This window comes from Anaeromonas gelatinilytica (genome assembly GCF_016820635.1).
Lineage (GTDB): Bacteria > Bacillota > Clostridia > Tissierellales > SIT17 > Anaeromonas > Anaeromonas gelatinilytica.
Window position 1 is genome coordinate 55174 of the sequence record NZ_WSFU01000134.1, and the last position, 18928, is coordinate 74101.

The following is an 18928-nucleotide window of genomic DNA, read 5'->3' on the forward strand; positions in this document are numbered from 1 at the left end:
ATTAATGAGTGGTATAAGTAGCAGTGGTACATTGAAACTAAATATAGCTCTTATTTATCTTATCATTTTATTTATCCTACTCTATAAATTCAGGTTAATTCCGTACTCTTTTAGCCACTCTCTCTGTACCTTATAATCTGGTATTATTTTTTCCACAAGCTTCCAAAACCTAGATGAATGGTCCACATGTATCATGTGACACATTTCGTGAACTACAATATAATCAAGTACACTTTCTGGAGCAATAGAGCATCTCCAATTAAAATTCATGTTTCTTTTAGATGTACAGCTAGCCCATATTTTTTTCTGTTCCTTTACTTTAATCGAATTAGGCTTAACATTAAAATGCTTCTGAAAATACTCTACTCTTTTAATTACCTTCTCAAGGGTTTTCTTTCTATACCATTTCTCCATAGACTTCTTAAGTTTATCTTGTTCTATAGTATTTGTTATTATATAAAATCTATCCTTATAAAACTGTGCAACAGGTTTTTTGGCTTTATCATCATGTATGAGCATTAGTGGAAAATTAACTCACAAACCTTTAGTATATTGTCTAAATCCTAAGACTGTAACTGATTATAGAAAATCTTTCGTAGATATGAATAAAACAGATCCATTAGATGCCTATATTATTGCCGACTTTGCTTTATTATTTTATATCACATTTTTGAATCCTTAGCCAGTTTTGGGACAGGGGGACGGTTCTCTGTCCCATTCGACAAGAATATGTTATTAAAGGAATTTTAAATCTTGTATAGAAGTATCTCTTATAAAATATGGGAGATGATATTATGCCTAGATCTATGAGAAAGATTAGTGAAACTGGTATTTATCATATTATGGTACGAGGCAATGAAAAAAGAAATATCTTCATCGACAAATGGGATAAAATGAAATTTATAAATATATTAAAACAAATAAAATATGAAGAGGATTATGATTTATTTGCCTATTGCATAATGCCTAACCATGTTCATATAATAATAAAAGAGAGCACAAGTGGAATTTCTCATATCATGAGAAGAATCAACACAATCTATGCTCAATATTTTAATTATAAATATGATAGAGTAGGACACGTATTTCAAGATAGATTCAAGTCTGAAGTAATAGAGAATGATACATATCTTTTATGTGCTATTCGATACATTCATAACAATCCCGTTAGAGCTAACATAGTAAAAGTTCCTATGGATTACAGTTGGAGTAGTTATAAGGATTATATAAATGGCAAATCAGAACTTATAGACAGAAATTTTCCTCTATTATTATTTAATAATAACATTAATAAAGCTATAACTCTTTTTACAAAATTTACTTTAAAAAGTAATAAAGATGAATTTTTAGATATACAAAATTATCCAGAAAATAATAATAATATTCTTTCAAAACAAGATTGTGTGAATCTTATGAATAGTTATTGTGAAAAATACAATGTTTCTTTAAATATTTTAATGAATATAAAGGCTTATAAACTTATAAGAGATGAAATGATTAGAAAAATCAAAGATAATTCTAAATTATCTCTACGAGAATTAGAAGATATATTGGGAATGAGTAAAAATACTATAAATAGAGCATGAGTACTATTTATTCAAATAAATAATTATATAAAAAAGACTTAGATTTAACCCAAGTCTTTTTTATATCCATGTCGAAATTTGCGAAACCAGGGACATCAGAACCGTCCCCCTGTCCCATTTCTAACAATAAATCTACCATCTTTAATCACTTTAATTCCTGCAAAGAAAATTACAAAGAATTCTAACCTACCTAACATCATTCCTATTATTTGCGACCATAGTACGGCTATAGGGGCATCCGCTGCTGTTACTCCTACTGATAATCCTACTGTTCCAAGGGTCGATGCAAATTCAAACATTGAATCTTGCAATGAATAACCATGAGCTAACATTATCAATACTCCTACAATATAACTCATAAGGTATATTGTTATAAAGTTACTTATTTGAGTTACATGTTTATCAGTTACATAATATTTCCCTTCAGGCCTATTTATATAATCTTTTTTTATAGCATTTTTAGGTGTAAAATAACTTTTTATATTCCATATTAAAGATTTAACCATTACATATATTCTATATTGCTTAATACCTCCTGCTGTAGATCCTGCTCCCCCTCCTATAATCATAAGAGTAATTAATATAAATACAGCAAAATAGTTCCAATCTCCATATCCTACTGTAGAAAAACCTGTTGTTGAAAGGGCCGATATGACTTCAAATGCTGCCACTCTTATTCCAGTAGATACACTTCCATAAAGTCCTCTTAGAGATAAAAATCCTACAATAGGTATTGATAGAGAAAATAAAAAAAACATAAATCTTATTTCACCTATCTTAAAAAATTCTTTAATTCTTCCCTTTAACAATAAAAAATGTGCTCCAAAATTTATTGTTCCAGCAATCATAAGAACCAATGTAATAAGCTCTATAGATAAGCTATTATATGCTCCTATGCTATCTACTTCTGTTGAAAATCCTCCAGTTGAAAGGGCTGCGAGAGAATGGTTAATAGCCCCAAACCAATCCATTCCTGCTATTATATAAAGTATAATTCCTGCCAAAACATAACTAGAATATATAGCCATTATTAATTTTGTAGATCTAGTCACATTAGGTAATAATTTATCTGACCTACCTTCTGCTTCATAAAGTCCTAATCCATGAGGTCCTATAATTGCAGATAGCATAACTACTGCCAAACCAGCACCTCCAAAAAATTGCATTAAACTTCTCCAAAGAAGAAATATATGAGAAGTCTCTGTCACATCAACTACTGATAATCCTGTCGTTGTCCATCCACTTACGGATTCAAAGATTCCTTGTGTAAAATTCAACTGTCCTGATAATATAAATGGTAATGATGAAATAATTATAGTTATAATCCATGAAAATATAACTATAACTCCACCTTCCTGTATGGTTAAAGTTACATCTTTAGCTGATTTAATTTTCAACCTCATTATATATCCAAGAATAATTGATATTATTGAAGGAATAATAAAAAACTTTACATCTCCTACTTCAGAAGTATATAGTGGAAGTAATAATAATGGCAACAATAATACTACCCCAAGACCTAAAATTATAGTTCCTACATATCCTATAATTAATTCATACCTTTGCTTAAGCTGTTCTAGATACAACATCTCTAATCAATCCTTCCCCTAATAACTTTAAGAACTTCAGATTGAACTTTAGGAAGAGATAATATAATAAGCTTATCTCCTTTTTCTATACCTGTATCTCCTCTAGGTATAACAGCTTCACTTTTTCTTAATATACAACTAATTATCGCATCTTTGGGAAGACTTATATCCTTTAATTCATTATTCAATATTGGATAATCTTCTTTTACTTCAATTTCCATCATAGCAACTTTACCTGCTTCAATAGGCATAAGATTTGTTATATCATCTACTGAAACCCTTTGTTCTATCAGTGAAGATATTATACTAGCGGTACTTATTACTGTATCTACCCCTAATTTTTTAAACACTTTTACATTTTTAGGATCATTTACTATAGCAAATTTCTTTTTTATCTTAAACATCTTATCCGAAATCTGACATATTACTAAATTATCTGGATCCTTTGGTGTTAAAGCTATTATCATATGACAATAAGCTGCCCCTGCATCTTCTAAAACATATGGTTTTGTACCATCTCCATTAACAACTACTGCCTTCTCATGAGTTTTAGCTAATCGTTTACTATCTTCTTTGTTATCATTTATTATCGTTACATTATATCCTTTAGATATAAAAGATTTTGTAAGAAAATGTATTTCCTTACCTCCTCCTACGATTATTATATTCACTTTAATCCTCTCCTCCTGCTTCTATAATAATGTTTTTAAATTCTATTGCCGAAAGAATAGTAGGACATATTGTATCTATATCTAATTCCTCATATATTTCTTGCCTTGATGGATCAAATAATCTTGCTATAACCTTAGGAACTTTATATATAGATTTTGCAATTTGTGCAACCATCACATTGGTATTATCATCATTAGTCGTCGTAACTATTACATCGGCTTTATCTATCTTTGCTTTTAATAATGTTTCTTCCTCTATAGCATCTGCTTCTATTGTAAATCCACTAAAATTTTTCGATAATCTATTAAAAGATTTTTCATTATTATCAATCACTACTACACTTTTTCTCTCTTTTGATAGAAGACTAGCTAAATGAGAACCTAGCCTTCCACAACCTACTATGATTATATATTCATCCTTGTTATTTATTTTCATCACTTCTTCCCCCTAAATCAGCACCTTGTCTAGTATAACTCATCTGTATTGTTCTATTAAGATTTCTAGATGCAGGTTCATATGACGGGTCTAATGCCAGCGCAGCTCTATAATGTTTTTGTGCCATATCTATATTTCCATCATACTCGTCTAAAATACCTAATAAATTATGTGGATCTGGTAAATCCATTTCTTTAGAAATTGCTAATTTAAGATACTTCCTTGCCTTTTCATACTGATTTTTTAAGATACACTTCTTAGAATATTCTAATATATCATTAAAATCTTCTAAATCCTCTTTCCCTAAATTATTTCTTTCTATTACTTCTTTTACTATAGTTCTAATTTCTTCATGGGTAAATGGTTTACTTATAAAATCAATAGCTCCTAATTTCATAGCTTCTACCGCCTTTTCTACACTTCCATAGGCAGTCATCATAATCACATCTGATTTATATCCTCTATTTCTTATTTTTCTCAATACTTCCATGCCAGTAAGCCCTGGCATTTTTATATCTAATAATACCAAATCCATTTTTATCTTAGCAATTTTCTCAAGTGCTTCTTCACCATTAACCGCCATATATATATCATATTTCTCACTTTGCAAAGAATGCTTCAAAGTCATCCTTATATTTTTTTCATCATCTACGATTAATATTTTTTTAGTCATATTACTCATTCCTCCTCAAAATATTTTTTTAATACTTTTTCTATATCTTCATGAACAAAAGGTTTAATTATATACTCTTGCCCTCCAACTTCAAATGCTTTTTTTATATCTTTTTCTTGAGTTTTTGCACTTATAAATATGACTGGTATATTTTTTGTATCCATTTCTTCTTTTAATGCCTCACATACTAGATATCCATTCATTTTAGGAAGAAGTATATCTAAAAGTATTATATCTGGCATATATTCTTGGGCTAATTTTATACCTTCTATTCCATCTCTAGATACTCTAACATCATATTCTTTTTTCATTAAAAACATCTTTAAAGGTAATACTATATTTTTTTCATCTTCTATTATTAATACTTTTTTCATATATGCCTCCTTACAACTTGCTACCTATATACAATGTAAAATAAAATTTACTTCCATTCCCTGGTTCACTTTCTATCCATATATCTCCTCCATGAGCATTAACTATTTCTTTGCTTATAGCTAATCCTAGTCCTGTTCCCCCAGTATTTTCTCCTTTTTCATCTTTTACCTGAACAAACTTTTCAAATATCTTCTTTTGAAATTCTTCTGGTATTCCTTTTCCATTATCCTTTACTGCTACTAAAATCTTATTCGCAGTTTCTTTTACTTCTATTTCTATTTTACCACCATTTTCTGGTGTATATCTCAATGCATTTCCAACAAGATTCGTAAGAACCCAAGATATTTTATTAAAATCTGCTTTAACTTTAGAAACATTATCATTAACATTTATACTTATTGAAGTATTTTTATCTTCCGCCTGTCTATAGAAAGGCTTTACAGCATGTTGTATTATTTTTCTTATATCGTATAATGCTATATCCATTTGAATCTTTCCTGATTCTAATCTAGATAAATCTAATAAATCACTTACAAGGTTTTTTAATCTTTCATTATCTTCTTTAATTGCCTCCAATAATTCCTTTTGATCTTCCGTTATATCACCAGAAATGCCTTCTAATAATAACCCTGCTGACATTCCTATAGATGTTAGAGGAGTCCTAAATTCATGGGATACTGTAGATACAAAATCTGATTTCATCTGATCCACTTCTTTTAATTTAGTTATATCTTGCATAAGTGTAACCATTCCCACATTGGTACCGTCTTTATCTCTTATAGGTTTAACATTTATATTATAATGTTTCAATTCTTCTCCAGATTTTAATGTAATATTTATATTCTTTTTAATATTATTTATCTTATTTTTTTCCTTCATACTTTTAATAATTTTAAATATTTCTTCTTCCTTTATTTCTTCAAGAAAATGCTTATTAATAACCTCTTTTTCTTTGATTCCCAAAGCCTTTTCTGCTGCTCTATTTACTAATAATATTTTATTATCCTCATCAGTTACTATTATTCCATCACTAATACTTTCAACTATAGCCTCAGCCTTCTTCTTTTCCTTCATTAGTCTTCGAACATTTAATAATTCATAACTTTTAAGTTTTTCTGTCATAATATTAAATTCACTAGCTAATTCAGAAATTTCATCATCACCAGTAACATCTAGTTGTTGACTATAATCCCCTTCTGATATTTTCTTTATCTTATCTATAAGATTATCTATAGGTTTTACTATCTTACTCATTAAATAAAATACTAAAATTAGTCCCAATAATATAGTCAAAAATGCTATTAATAATGTTGAATATGATGCATTCTCAGCTATTCTTTGAGCTTCATTTCTCTGTTCTATCATTGAATTTTGATTAAGTTCTTGAAGACTTCTCGCTTCTTCTTTACTTTCTTCAAACAGAGGCAGTACATCATTATAATAATAATTTCTAGCTTCCTCAATCCCTTCACTACTTTGTATCTCAATTAAAGAATAATATCTTTCTATATATTGTGTATATAAATTATTTATACCTTCTAAAATTTCCTCTTCTCCATGTTCGGTTATATTATCTTCTGCTCTAGCTAACCACATAAGAAATTTCTTCTCATTCTCAAGAAAAATCTCTTGAGAATTCTTATCATCAGCAAACATATGGGATAACTCTGCACTATCTTGTCTCTCTAATGCTACAACCATATTTTGTGCAGCTACTACACTAGCATAATTTGATTCCATTATTTCTTCAATAGAATTGTTTAATTTGTTGAAATTAAAAACTGACCACATACTATTAGCTGCTAAAACTATAAAAATCAAAATAAATATAGAGGTCATCTTAAACTTAATACTCTTTCCCACCTGTACACCTTCTTTCTATACTTCTTTAAAATATAATTTTATTCAGGTATTGAAAAAAACCATGGAGTTCCATGGTTTAAAACAGTATTGGCCATATACCCCTCTAACAACGCCTACGAGGTTAGCTGTCGGGCTCGGATTGAAAGAGTTATCCTATCCTTTCGGAATTAGCCCCTAATAATTGGGTCCCCCGCTTTACTAAGAAATTAAGCGATTATATATTTATTTTCCCTCATTATATATTTATAATATTCTAAAGTCAACTTATTTATTATAATATATACTAATTTAGATATCACTTATCCATGTCGAAATTTGCGATAGTTGGGACATCAGAACCGTCCCCTTGTCCCATTTATCTTACCTCATGATGTAATCGACAACGAGCTTCGTAACTTTCTGTTGCTCCTACTAATATTGTAGGTTCATTATATTTTGCTGGTTTCCCATTTATTAATCTCTGAGTTCTATTTGCTGGACTGCCACATTTCATACATACTGCTGTTAATTTATCCACAAAATCTGCTATAGCTAATATATTTGGAGTGGGGCCGAAGGGTTCTCCTCTAAAATCCATATCCAGTCCTGCCACGATAACTCTAAGTCCTCTATCTGCTAACGACCTGGCTATATGTACTACTTCATCATCTAAAAATTGAATTTCATCTATTCCTACTACTTCTGTATCTTCTTTGAGTAATTCCAATATTTCTTCTGCTTTTGATATACATTCTCCAAGTATTTTGTCCCCATTATAAGATACTACTTCATCAACTGAATATCTATTATCTATGGCTGGTTTAAATACTTGTATTTTTTGTTTTGCTATCTGTGCTCTTTTCAATCTTCTTATCAATTCTTCACTTTTTCCACTATACATAGGTCCTACTACTACTTCTATCCAACCATGATGATTTGGTCCATACATTATTTTTCCTCCTCAACTAAGACTTTTACAAAAATAAAGGTTAGAAGACCTTAAGCCTTCTAACCTATAGTTCCTAATATTACATTCCGTATTTTTTCTTAAATTTATCAACACGTCCACCTTTATCAACAAACTTCTGACGTCCTGTGAAAAATGGATGACATTCTGAGCAAATCTCAACTTTTATTTCATCTTTTGTTGAACCAGTTTCAAATTCATTTCCACATGCGCAATGTACTTTTACTGTTTTATATTCTGGATGAATTCCTTTTTTCATCAAAATCACCTCTTTCTTATGCTTTATAAGTATATTATATATCATTTATTCTAATTTTCAACTAATACATTATAGCATAGATAAAATCTCTTTGCAATAATTAACCAGACCGAAGCTTTATCCATATTATCATAATACAAATAAATCCTATAAGCATAGCATTAGTTGATTGAAATGATACATTTAAATGTCTCAATTTCTGAATTACAGGATAATCTTTATCTATTATTACTTTATATATTATATATCCGATACCTAGAGTAACTAAATATTCTATTAAATATTTAAAACTAAATATAGTCACAAAAGAAATGTCTATACCAACTATCAAATCTAATATGTCCACGATAAATAGTCCGAATACTACACATGCAATAGCTAATATTCCTAATACTATAGTGCTACCTTTTTCCTTTATCTTATTTACATGTGATGTACCAAAAAACATCTGAGAGAACTTAATAAAAGACGTTGCAGTACCTAAATTAAGTATTTGTAATAATATAACCTTCCACAATTCCATTTTTAATCCATATTTAATTATTGATTTACTAATAAAACCATTAAACATAGGAGCTCCTGTAATTGCTAGTATTCCCACTATCATAAATATCGATATGACAGGGGATTCTTTAAATACTCCTCTTATTTCAGTAATTCTTCTAGTACCATACCTATTTATTATTATTCCTGCTCCTAAAAATAATAATGCCTTGAATATTGCATGGTTAAATATATGAAGTACTCCTCCAATATATAATTCACCTTCCATAGCACTTAACCCCATAAGTATGATACCTATTTGAGATATGGTATGAAATGCTAATATCTGCTTTATATCTTTTTGACTCAGCGCAAATATCACTCCTGATAATCCTGTTATAAATCCTAATATAAAGAAAAAATCATATAAAATAGTTATATTAAACATCTGATTCATTCTAATAAAAGCATACAGTCCACTTTTTACCAATAATCCCGAAAGTAAAGCCGATATTGATGCTGGAGCTGCACCATGAGCTCTAGGAAGCCATGTATATACCGGAAATAAAGCAGATTTTACTCCGACAGCAGAAAATATAAATACATAGGCTAATCTCACAAGTTCTGTATTCTCAAAAGCAGCTATTCTATCAGCTATTACCCCCATATTTAGGGTTCCTGTAAGAGAATATAATAAGATTAATCCTATTAAATAGAAAGACACTCCTACAGAATTAAATAAAAGATAAAATAATCCGGATTTTACTGAATAACCGTCTTTTTTATATATAATTAGTATTGCAGATAATATAGTTATTATTTCTAATAATACATATAAATTAAATATGTCATTACTCTGTAAAAAGGCAATAAATACTCCCTCTAGAAATAATAGAAAAAATAAAAATTTAAACTCTTCTTTACTTCTATGCCATTCATATATTAAAACCATCCACCATATAAATATGGATAAAAATATAAATGCCATAGAAAGTCTATCAATAAATAAACTTATCCCTAACTCTCTGGGCCAACCTCCTAGTTTTATTAATTGTGGCCTGGCCAATTTATCAAAATACATAAAATACACTATAGCCAAAATGGTCATTAAACTCTGAGAAAAAAATACCAAATAATTTATACGTTTATCATGTACTAGATATATAATCAAGGCGCTTATTATAGGTATGAATATCAAATAAATCGGGATAAATTCCATATTATCCCTCCTTTTCCATTATGTCTTTCCAATTTAATGATCCATAATAGTGAAACAATTTTATGGATAACATCAATGCCATGGCTGTTATTGCTGCTCCTATCACAATAGCTGTTATCATCAAGGCCTGAGGTATAGGATCTACTATGGAAGATATCGTACCATTTAAAATAGGAGGATCTCCTCCTTCAGATGAACCAATACTTAAAAACAATAATACTATAGCTGCATCTGTAATATTTAGTGAAATAACAGATTTAATTATATTTTTACTAGTACATAATCCATATATTCCAATAAGAACTACTATAAAAGATAATAATATATCTATTCGCATTATTCCCCCTCCTCTATAAAAGTTGAAATTATTGTTATCAATCCTGTCGCTACTTTTATACCTATAAAAAAGTTTAAAGCAATAAGAAATATTCTTTTATAAACTATAGATGATCCTATGGGAATAAAATTCGTAAAAAATTCCCCTCTAGTAAATAAACTAATTCCTCCTATTAATATAATAGTAAGAAAAGCATACTTTTCTATCCTAATTAGCAAAGTTAAGTTCTCTACTATATCTAATTCTATTATATAGGTAATAAGTATAGCCGTAGCAAGAATCGCTCCTCCTTGAAATCCTCCTCCTGGAGAAATATGTCCATTTATAATTACATATAATCCAAACATAGATACAAACGGGAATAAAACCTTACACATTGATTTTAAAATTTCAGAAGTTTTCATAGTACATCATCATCCTTTTTAGACATAAATATTATTCCCGAAACAGTTACTAGCAATATTCCAGCTTCATATATTGAATCATATAATCTATAATCCAAATAAATAGCAGTGACTAGATTATTAGAACCAGTCTCCCTAAATCCATTTTCAAAAAGATAATCTCTAGCAGATGTATTTATATTTATATCTTCTATTGTAAGCATAAATAATATAAGTATTAACAATAGCATTGAAAGGATTACTACTTTTCTAATCATCTGTCTCCTCCTCTGCAACAAATACTACATCTATTTCTGGATAATCCTTTGCCATTTGTGCTAGTTTATTCATAATTATATTGGTACTTTTCCCTTCTAAAAGATATTTTCCATGTTTTTTACTTACAAACAAGTCTACATTTCTAACTCTAAACACTCCAAATATAGTATCATCTTCATCTTCATAATCTTCAATAACTAAATTTAACTTATAAAGCTCTGCAAACTCTGATAAAAGTTTATATCCTATACCTTTTTCTGATTCTTTAGATAAAAAATCATCATCCTTTTCTAAATCATTTATAATTACAAATCCTCTCTGTTTTGATATTGCTATTATAAATATTAAAGGTACTATAGCACTTCCTATGGTTACTTCTGCCAGAGCTAAATCTGGTGCCATATAAAAAAAGTATAAACTTGAACAAATAAGAGAAAAGACCGAAAAAAATATTACCATTCTAAAATTATCTTTTAAAAACGTTACTGTTAATGCTACGATTATTAATAAAGTTTGAAGAAATATTATTGTATTCATTATTTATCATCTTCCTTTAAAGGTATTCCATTTAAATACGCCGATCTAGCAATAACATGACTGCTTATAGGTCCTGTCATTAAAATAAATATTAATATTAATACAAGTCTAATAGTCAAATCACTAAATCCAGTTCTTAATATCAATGCAAATATTATAGTAATAAATGCTACCGTATCTATTTTACTGCTAGTAAGTAGTCTTGCATACATATTCTTAAATCTAAATATCCCTATAACTCCAAATAAAATAAAAATCCAAGATAATACTAGTAATAAATTCGAAATCATTTTTGTCTTCCTCCCCTTAATATAAATCTAGATAAAAGGGTTATGGTTAAAAATCCTATTACAGCATAAGATATAGCTACATCTAAAAGCATACTATTATCTGTATACACTCCATATAAGGATATTAACAATGTTATTTTTACAGAAAATAAATTAAGACTCATTAATCTATCCCAAATAGTAGGTCCTTTTAGCATCTTCACTAAAACTGCTATCATTGCTAATATTAATAATCCCATTGTAGCCCTGATTAACATTTAATTTTTCCTCCCTTTTGTTATGAAAATACTTTCAAAATTTGATTTTATCTCTTTTTCTACTTCATTATAAATATCCTCTTTAATATATAAAACTAGAAGTTTATTCCCTTCCTTTTCTACAGTAATAGTCTCTGGAGTAAGGGTAATCGAATTTGCTATTAAAGTAACTAATAATGGATCTTCTATATCTAAATTCACTTCTACTATCGTTGGATTATAATCATTTGTCAAAATATTTACAATATGATCTATGGCAGATTTATAAATCTCTGCAAAAAGAGTTATAAGATATTTAATCATTATATGAGGCTTTGGAATGTGAAAAATAAATCCTTTTTCATCATATAAAATTCCATAGGATAGACGAGTTATTAATAAACTTGATAAAAATCCTGCTAGTATATTAGGCGGGTTTCCATTAGTGGTCAATAGTAACCAAAAAATATATAGCGTTATAAATAATTTAAAGTGAAATTTTTTCCGCATTTTGACCAACCCCATTTCTTTTCATTCTCAAATTATTTTCATTCTCATTTATAAAATATCAATCTAGACTAAATAATTCACCTATAAATAATATTGTTTATCTTTTTGTCAATGTGCTTTATCTATATGTTTCTATTCTCTTTTTTTACTCAATAAATATATTTTTATTATTATGGGATTTTTCATAATTTAGGGCTTCTCGACTGAGAATAGATATGTTTTGAAATAGACTAGAAGAATTTTCTTCTAATCTATTTTAACTTCCTTATTACTTCAATAAATTCATCATTTGTCTTAGTATTCATCAATCTATCTAATATAATTTCTGTTACCTCCATAGTTGAAGAACTACTTAAAGCTTTTCTTATATTCCATATACTCTCTAATTCTTTTTGGTTTAATAATAAATCTTCTCTTCTTGTTCCAGACTTATTTATATCTATTGCTGGGAAGACTCTCTTTTCAGATAATTTTCTATCTAAATGAACTTCCATATTTCCTGTTCCTTTAAATTCCTCAAAAATAACATCATCCATTCTACTTCCTGTATCTATCAATGCAGTAGCTAAAATAGTAAGACTTCCTCCATCCTCTATTTTTCTGGCTGCTCCAAAAAAGCTTTTAGGCTTATGTAAAGCTCCAGGATCTAACCCTCCAGATAATGTTCTACCTGTAGAAGGAATTATAAGATTATATGCTCGCGCTAATCGGGTTATACTGTCTAATAATATAACAACATCCTTTCCATGTTCTACTAATCGTTTTGCTCTTTCTAAAACCATTTCCGCTACTTTTGTATGATGTTTAGGAAGTTCATCAAAAGTAGAATATGCTACATCACCTTTTACAGACCTTTGCATATCCGTTACTTCTTCAGGTCTTTCATCTATTAATAATATTATTATCTCTATATCTGGGTACTTTTCTCCTATACTATTAGCAACTTTTTTTAATAAAATAGTCTTTCCAGCCTTTGGAGGTGCTACTATCATACCTCTTTGGCCTCTACCAATAGGTGCAATAAGGTCTATTATTCTAGTGGAAAGTTCATTGGGATAAGTTTCTAATGTTATCCTTTGATTAGGATATATAGGAGTCAATGTATCAAAATCTGGTCTATTTCTTGATAATTCAGGATCTAAATCATTTACTCTTTTTACATATAAAAGAGCATTATACTTCTCTCCAGCTTTAGCTGGTCTAGTAATACCTTTAACTTTATCTCCTGTTTTTAAATTGAATCTTCTTATTTGAGATGGGGATATATATACGTCATCTTCATTACTTAAATAGTTCCTACGTCTTAAAAATCCATATCCTCCATCAGGATGTAATTCTAATATTCCTTCTACAGTGTTTATTTCATTACTATTATCAATCTCTTGGGATAACCTGTCAGGCAAATCCTTCTTAAAATTTTCTTTTTGGCCTAATTTTTCTATTTTTTCTAAATCTCCTATACTCAGTAATTTATCTATTAAATCATCTTTTCTCATATTAGTATATCCCTTTAGGCCTAGATTTTTTGCCATCCCTTTAAGTTGGTCTAATTTCATAGACGCTATGTCTTCTTGTTTCAATATTACACCTCCACGTTGAACGCTTATTATTTAATCTAAATTTTAAAATATATATAAATAATATTATTATTTACGGATTAATTTTTGTTTCTGGAAAGTCACTAAGAAATAGTTGAAGAGTAAACATGATAGATTCAGATGAATATATGATATCATCTAGTTGTCCATAAGTCAATTATAAATATTTTAGAGTTTCCTCATTTTTCTGAAAGAAATAAAAAGTCAATTATTGAATAAATCTAATCTGACAACAATTAAATATATGGATAAGTTATATTTGTCCCTAAATTTATTTTTAGAATTGCCAAAATGTAATATTATATTCAAAAAATGCTGTAATTTCAGCAATAATTTTTATAATTAGATATAGGCTTCATATTCCCTTCCCTAGATTTAATATATAATCGTTTATACTATATTCTAAGAGTTCTTTAAGAGCTTTTTTAGAAGCCTTATTTATCTTAATTTTCCTTTATGTTATATATTTATAACTTTATTAATATAATATATATACATATGAAAGAAGGGATTATTTATGAAAAAAAAATTTAGTGAACTGAATAAGTTAGGCTTTTTAGGTTTCTTAGGATTGCTAGGTTTACTGGGATTATTTACAAACAGAACAGGATTATTTGGATTCTTTGGATTCTTTGGATTCTTTGGATTCTTTGGATTCTTTGGATTTTTTGGATTTTTCCGCTACTTCAAATTGATAGAAGATTAGTTATTTAAATAAAATGTAATGAGAGCTACAACTTTAGTTTTCTTTTTAACTTTGATAACAATGTCTATTTCAATTTTTATATCTGCATTCATTAATAATATATCGGTCTTAATAACAAGAATGGACATTACTTTTCCATATCAATATTATATCATGCATTATGACAAACTAATTTAAAAGTGGAATAAGAGACTAGAAAAAGTTATTGTAAAAATAAAATAAGTTTGCCAAAAGGCAAACTTTTCTTTTAAATATTATTAATTTATAGTTCCCTACTGAGGCTAGGGTGCTCCGATTTTACAACCCCTACTAAGGCTAGGATGTTCCGAATTTAGATCTTTTATTCGTTGTTATTTATATTATATTACTTTATTTTCAGTTATTCAAGGGGAGAAATTTTGAATAAAAACAATCTATCAATATGACTGATTGATAGACTGAAAAGATAAAATTTAATAAATATAAATAAAAATATTTTGATGAAATGAGACATTTATATAATATATTTTTGGTGAAAAATCATTCAAAGATTTAAGCGGTTTGTCTGTAATGAGTGATACATAATGAAGTTCAAAAAGTATAAGAAAAGATATTTTATTGAAAGAAAAATTGATTTAATTCAGTAAAAAAATATAAAAAAAGAGTATATCTCAGGAGATATTTGACTATATCTGTAGTGTATCTTTAATATATCTTTAGTATATCTATAGGATAAAAAAGTGACACCTCTCAGAACTCAACAGGCACAGCATGTTTACTCACTTTCATAAAAAAGTGATACCGAGTTCCCTTATGCTCTTTACTAAAACACCTATAGCTTAAAAAAGGAGAATTTAAATGAATATATAAAAAGGTTAATTCAAAATGATTGTGAGTTAAACTTTATTAAGTTAAAAGAAGATAAATATGATCATGCAGTAGAATTTCTTACTGTAACATTAGCTCGACAAGAAAACACACTACAAAGTTTTGTAGATAGTAATACTAAATTATTTAATTTAATAGCTAGTGGGAAATCTTTAGCAGAAGGAGTTGAGGAATTATGAGAAATGAATTCTTTGTAAAACATATACGTTTTACTCAAACCCATATCGATATACTTGATGGGCTTATAGAAAAGAAACCAGGAATTAATTCCTATGCTGAAGCTGTAAGATATGCAGTACTTTCTTTAAAAGATGATATAGATACAGAAAGTGTTGAAAGAAAAATGAATGTAATGTCCAAAAATATTGATATGTTAATAGAAATGATAGCAGGTGGATTTGATGCACAGAATGTTAAAGCAATCGGAGATAGTGAAGATACTTATATCTATAAAGACGCTAAAAAAATTGTTGAAAATAAAATTCAAAGAGCAACAACTATTAAATCAAATTTGAAAAAAAATAATTTTAAGAAAGAAAAACCTATATCAAAAGGTTTTTATTAAAGTGATAAGGAAAATAATTATGAAGGCAGTTGATCCAATTAGAGATATAAAAAAAGTTAATGCAATGAAAACATATTTAAGAGGTAAGGACATTAGAGATTATACAATGTTTATTTTAGGAATTAATATTGCCTTAAGAATTTCGGATTTACTTCAACTAAAATGGAGTGATGTTTTAAAAGATGATATGAAGAATTTTAAAGATATACATATAGTTGAAAAGAAAACTAAGAAGGAAAGAAAGATAAAACTAAATAAGAGCTCTCAGAAAGCCCTTAAAGAGCTTTTATATAATTTGGAGACCTGTCCTATAGATGATTATATTTTTAAGTCTAGAGAAGGAAATAACAAGCCTATAACAAGACAACAAGCTCTTAATATTTTAAAGAGTGCAGCTAAGGCTGTTGGAGTTGAAGATAATATTGGAACTCATACTTTAAGAAAAACTTGGGGGTATCATGCTTGGAAAAATGGATTTAATCCAGCATTAATTATGGAAACTTTAAATCATAGTAATTTGAGTGTTACTAAAAGATATTTAGGTATAAGACAAGATGATATTAATGATCTTTATGATAGCTTAAATATATAAAGAAGTTTAATTTGTTTTATTTATTGAAAAACCTTATGCATTGTGAAATACAATTCATTCAAGATAAAACAAAACATTTACTTATAATATCTATTTTTCATATGTTTTAAATAGTAAATAATTGGTTGTAAATACTTTAATATTTAAAATTTAATCTTTAATAAATTTAAATATCCTAATTATTAATATTAAGATTAAAATAATCGAAAAAAATAATGGGAAATAAAAATATTTATAATCATTAGAAGGTAGATTAGAAATATATTGTATTAACCAAAGCAAAGGAATTGCTGGTAATGATATTATACTACTAATCAAATCAATAGTACTTTTTTTTACCTCATTTTTTAAAAAAATAATAATAGTAAATTTAGAGATGAGAATAAGAAATAATGATATTGTTAGCAATGTTAATTCCATAATAATAAAACACCTTTATTTTATTTTAATTTAAGTATTATTTTAGAATAATTTTATATTTATATCTATATAATAGAATTATGAATTTTTTGCATAATGTATTCTTAAATTAATAATTAATTATATCTAATTATATCTTTTTTTATAGTAAATACTAATATGGTTCATAGTAAGTTTTATCTTTTACCCAATATCCATATATAGGTCCAGCTTTATATTTTACTACTAATCTAACACCTCTATATCTACCTGTTCTTAAACCATCACTTATACTTTTTAACTGATAATATTTAGCTTTTACAGTTTCTTTTACTAATGCATATGTTAACCCGGTAGGAATACTAGCTTTACCTAAAAGTGCTAAAGCTAAAGTTTCTATAGCAGGTGATATAAAATTTAAAGAAGTATGCACTGAAAGTGTTTTTCCCAACTCTTTTTCTAGCGTACTTTTGCTAACTGGAAATTTATTAACTATTGGATTTGGCCATAGTGCCATAAAAATCATCTCCTTAAATTTTAATTTTTTTATAAGACTACTTTTGTTAGCTAACTTTTTTTGTCTTACACTTACTAAGAAGATATGAAAGGGAAAATTATCAACTTAAAAATAAAAAACTTATTAAAATTTTTCTGATTCTAAGGTTGAAAATTTTAGTTTTAAAATCATCTTATATATTAAAAGGAATAATTAGATAAAAATAATTTAAAATTTTTACCTAACCATACAAACATATGTTCTGAAATATGATATAATTTTCCATAACAAGAATTAAAAGGGGGAATAATATGCATAACTTAGCACTTAAATTTGTGAGGGAAAATGAGGATAATAAAGAAATATATTTAAAGGCAATAAAGACTCAAGATCAGTATTATATTCAGAGATTAGTTGATGAATTTTATAATTACACATTTAGGATTTATTTTATTAGCTATATAGAAAAGTCAATAAAGTTAAAGTCATTAGAAATAAAAAGAAAAAGAAACAAGTTAGATAAAAGGGAAATATATATTTTAAACTCTTTAGATGAAGAGTTTAAAGAAGAAAGAATTAATACTATAGCAGATGAGTCGATAGATGTTATTGATGAGGTATGTAATGTAATCGGATTATTTAATCCCATATAATAGCCACTTATATATTTATCTTTCTAAAATAATTACAATATTAATTTTGTCATACATTGTCATACAAAACTATATCAAAGGATAATTATAATGGTAAAATGTAAAAATAGGAGTGCTGCAAACGAAAAGATGTTTGCAGCACTCCTATTTTTATTATTTTTTTTGGAAGGTTTGCAATTGATCTGAAACCTTCCACCTTAAAATGTTTTACAAATGTTAATTTGCTGATGCAAATTTTCTAACTTAATTTTGACTTGTGTGAGATTTTGTCTTTTCGATATTTCTATCAATTAAAGAGCAAAAAACAGCCCTTAATTTTGAACCGACCCCAAAAAGTTAGACCAAAAATCTAACTAATGGAGGTCGGTTTTGATTTGGCA

Annotated in this window: 25 protein-coding genes and 1 riboswitch; of the genes, 6 read left to right on the forward strand and 19 right to left on the reverse strand. The window is 27.8% G+C overall.

Going from position 1 to position 18928, the window contains the following annotated elements; all coding sequences use genetic code 11:
* Positions 1-81: 81 nt before the first annotated feature.
* Positions 82-519, reverse strand: a complete 438-nt coding sequence (locus GOQ29_RS12680; RefSeq protein WP_203373032.1) for a M48 family metallopeptidase — start codon at positions 517-519, stop codon at positions 82-84.
* Between GOQ29_RS12680 and GOQ29_RS15110 the strand changes: the two genes are divergently transcribed.
* Complete coding sequence (locus GOQ29_RS15110) at positions 512-682, forward strand: IS110 family transposase (protein WP_350446026.1); 171 nt, start codon at positions 512-514, stop codon at positions 680-682. The two genes, GOQ29_RS12680 and GOQ29_RS15110, sit on opposite strands and share 8 nt — an antisense overlap.
* A gap of 112 nt (positions 683-794) precedes the next feature.
* A complete protein-coding gene (locus GOQ29_RS12690; protein ID WP_203373034.1) occupies positions 795-1586 on the forward strand; it encodes an REP-associated tyrosine transposase in 792 nt (263 codons plus the stop codon).
* A gap of 95 nt (positions 1587-1681) precedes the next feature.
* Here the strand turns inward: GOQ29_RS12690 and GOQ29_RS12695 are convergent, their stop codons facing one another.
* The 17 genes from GOQ29_RS12695 to rho all read right to left on the reverse strand — a co-directional run bounded on the left by GOQ29_RS12695 (position 1682) and on the right by rho (position 14252).
* Positions 1682-3175, reverse strand: coding sequence for a TrkH family potassium uptake protein (locus GOQ29_RS12695; protein ID WP_203373035.1), 1494 nt, complete (start codon positions 3173-3175; stop codon positions 1682-1684).
* A 2-nt stretch (positions 3176-3177) separates the two neighbouring features.
* Positions 3178-3846: a potassium channel family protein gene (locus tag GOQ29_RS15115; RefSeq protein ID WP_203373036.1), complete on the reverse strand. Its 669-nt coding sequence runs from the start codon at positions 3844-3846 to the stop codon at positions 3178-3180.
* A gap of 1 nt (position 3847) precedes the next feature.
* The gene (locus GOQ29_RS12705) at positions 3848-4282 is read right to left on the reverse strand and encodes a potassium channel family protein (RefSeq protein WP_203373037.1); all 435 of its coding nucleotides are present in this window, start codon (positions 4280-4282) and stop codon (positions 3848-3850) included.
* Positions 4269-4955: a response regulator gene (locus GOQ29_RS12710; RefSeq protein ID WP_203373038.1), complete on the reverse strand. Its 687-nt coding sequence runs from the start codon at positions 4953-4955 to the stop codon at positions 4269-4271. Before GOQ29_RS12710 ends, GOQ29_RS12705 begins: the two co-directional genes overlap by 14 nt.
* Before the next feature lie 5 nt (positions 4956-4960).
* On the reverse strand, positions 4961-5329 hold the full coding sequence (locus tag GOQ29_RS12715; RefSeq protein ID WP_203373039.1) for a response regulator: 369 nt from the start codon (positions 5327-5329) through the stop codon (positions 4961-4963).
* Between the two features lie 10 nt (positions 5330-5339).
* Positions 5340-7193: an ATP-binding protein gene (locus GOQ29_RS12720; protein ID WP_203373040.1), complete on the reverse strand. Its 1854-nt coding sequence runs from the start codon at positions 7191-7193 to the stop codon at positions 5340-5342.
* A gap of 94 nt (positions 7194-7287) precedes the next feature.
* Positions 7288-7416, reverse strand: a riboswitch (cyclic di-AMP (ydaO/yuaA leader).
* 132 nt (positions 7417-7548) lie between these two features.
* Complete coding sequence (locus GOQ29_RS12725; protein WP_203373041.1) at positions 7549-8121, reverse strand: thymidine kinase; 573 nt, start codon at positions 8119-8121, stop codon at positions 7549-7551.
* Positions 8122-8200: 79 nt separating this feature from the next.
* Entirely contained in the window at positions 8201-8398 is a 198-nt protein-coding gene (rpmE, locus tag GOQ29_RS12730; RefSeq protein WP_203373042.1) for a 50S ribosomal protein L31, read from the reverse strand.
* A gap of 100 nt (positions 8399-8498) precedes the next feature.
* On the reverse strand, positions 8499-10100 hold the full coding sequence (locus GOQ29_RS12735) for a complex I subunit 5 family protein (protein ID WP_203373043.1): 1602 nt from the start codon (positions 10098-10100) through the stop codon (positions 8499-8501).
* A 1-nt stretch (position 10101) separates the two neighbouring features.
* Positions 10102-10437, reverse strand: coding sequence for a sodium:proton antiporter (locus GOQ29_RS12740; protein ID WP_203373044.1), 336 nt, complete (start codon positions 10435-10437; stop codon positions 10102-10104).
* The gene (locus GOQ29_RS12745; RefSeq protein WP_203373045.1) at positions 10437-10841 is read right to left on the reverse strand and encodes an MnhB domain-containing protein; all 405 of its coding nucleotides are present in this window, start codon (positions 10839-10841) and stop codon (positions 10437-10439) included. The genes GOQ29_RS12740 and GOQ29_RS12745 overlap by 1 nt, the downstream gene beginning before the upstream one ends.
* Positions 10838-11098: a Na(+)/H(+) antiporter subunit B gene (locus tag GOQ29_RS12750; protein ID WP_203373046.1), complete on the reverse strand. Its 261-nt coding sequence runs from the start codon at positions 11096-11098 to the stop codon at positions 10838-10840. The genes GOQ29_RS12745 and GOQ29_RS12750 overlap by 4 nt, the downstream gene beginning before the upstream one ends.
* Positions 11091-11636 carry a Na(+)/H(+) antiporter subunit B gene (locus tag GOQ29_RS12755; RefSeq protein ID WP_203373047.1) on the reverse strand — a complete coding sequence of 182 codons (546 nt, stop codon included), beginning with the start codon at positions 11634-11636 and terminating at the stop codon, positions 11091-11093. The genes GOQ29_RS12750 and GOQ29_RS12755 overlap by 8 nt, the downstream gene beginning before the upstream one ends.
* Positions 11636-11926 carry a monovalent cation/H(+) antiporter subunit G gene (mnhG, locus tag GOQ29_RS12760; protein WP_203373048.1) on the reverse strand — a complete coding sequence of 97 codons (291 nt, stop codon included), beginning with the start codon at positions 11924-11926 and terminating at the stop codon, positions 11636-11638. The genes GOQ29_RS12755 and mnhG overlap by 1 nt, the downstream gene beginning before the upstream one ends.
* Complete coding sequence (locus GOQ29_RS12765; RefSeq protein ID WP_203373049.1) at positions 11923-12183, reverse strand: MrpF/PhaF family protein; 261 nt, start codon at positions 12181-12183, stop codon at positions 11923-11925. The genes mnhG and GOQ29_RS12765 overlap by 4 nt, the downstream gene beginning before the upstream one ends.
* Positions 12184-12672 (reverse strand): Na+/H+ antiporter subunit E, encoded by a 489-nt coding sequence (locus GOQ29_RS12770; RefSeq protein WP_203373050.1) that lies wholly within the window; start codon positions 12670-12672, stop codon positions 12184-12186. It lies immediately after the preceding gene.
* Between the two features lie 251 nt (positions 12673-12923).
* Positions 12924-14252, reverse strand: coding sequence for a transcription termination factor Rho (gene rho, locus GOQ29_RS12775; protein ID WP_203373051.1), 1329 nt, complete (start codon positions 14250-14252; stop codon positions 12924-12926).
* Positions 14253-14787: 535 nt separating this feature from the next.
* Between rho and GOQ29_RS12780 the strand changes: the two genes are divergently transcribed.
* From GOQ29_RS12780 to GOQ29_RS12790, 3 genes are all read left to right on the forward strand, one after another.
* Positions 14788-14976 (forward strand): hypothetical protein, encoded by a 189-nt coding sequence (locus GOQ29_RS12780; protein WP_203373052.1) that lies wholly within the window; start codon positions 14788-14790, stop codon positions 14974-14976.
* Between the two features lie 1042 nt (positions 14977-16018).
* Positions 16019-16408, forward strand: coding sequence for a hypothetical protein (locus tag GOQ29_RS12785; protein WP_203373053.1), 390 nt, complete (start codon positions 16019-16021; stop codon positions 16406-16408).
* Between the two features lie 19 nt (positions 16409-16427).
* Positions 16428-17000 carry a tyrosine-type recombinase/integrase gene (locus tag GOQ29_RS12790; protein ID WP_203373054.1) on the forward strand — a complete coding sequence of 191 codons (573 nt, stop codon included), beginning with the start codon at positions 16428-16430 and terminating at the stop codon, positions 16998-17000.
* Positions 17001-17574: 574 nt separating this feature from the next.
* Here the strand turns inward: GOQ29_RS12790 and GOQ29_RS12795 are convergent.
* A complete protein-coding gene (locus tag GOQ29_RS12795; protein ID WP_203373055.1) occupies positions 17575-17916 on the reverse strand; it encodes a hypothetical protein in 342 nt (113 codons plus the stop codon).
* A 290-nt stretch (positions 17917-18206) separates the two neighbouring features.
* Between GOQ29_RS12795 and GOQ29_RS12800 the strand changes: the two genes are divergently transcribed.
* The gene (locus GOQ29_RS12800) at positions 18207-18548 is read left to right on the forward strand and encodes a hypothetical protein (protein ID WP_203373056.1); all 342 of its coding nucleotides are present in this window, start codon (positions 18207-18209) and stop codon (positions 18546-18548) included.
* The last annotated feature ends 380 nt before the right edge of the window (positions 18549-18928 follow it).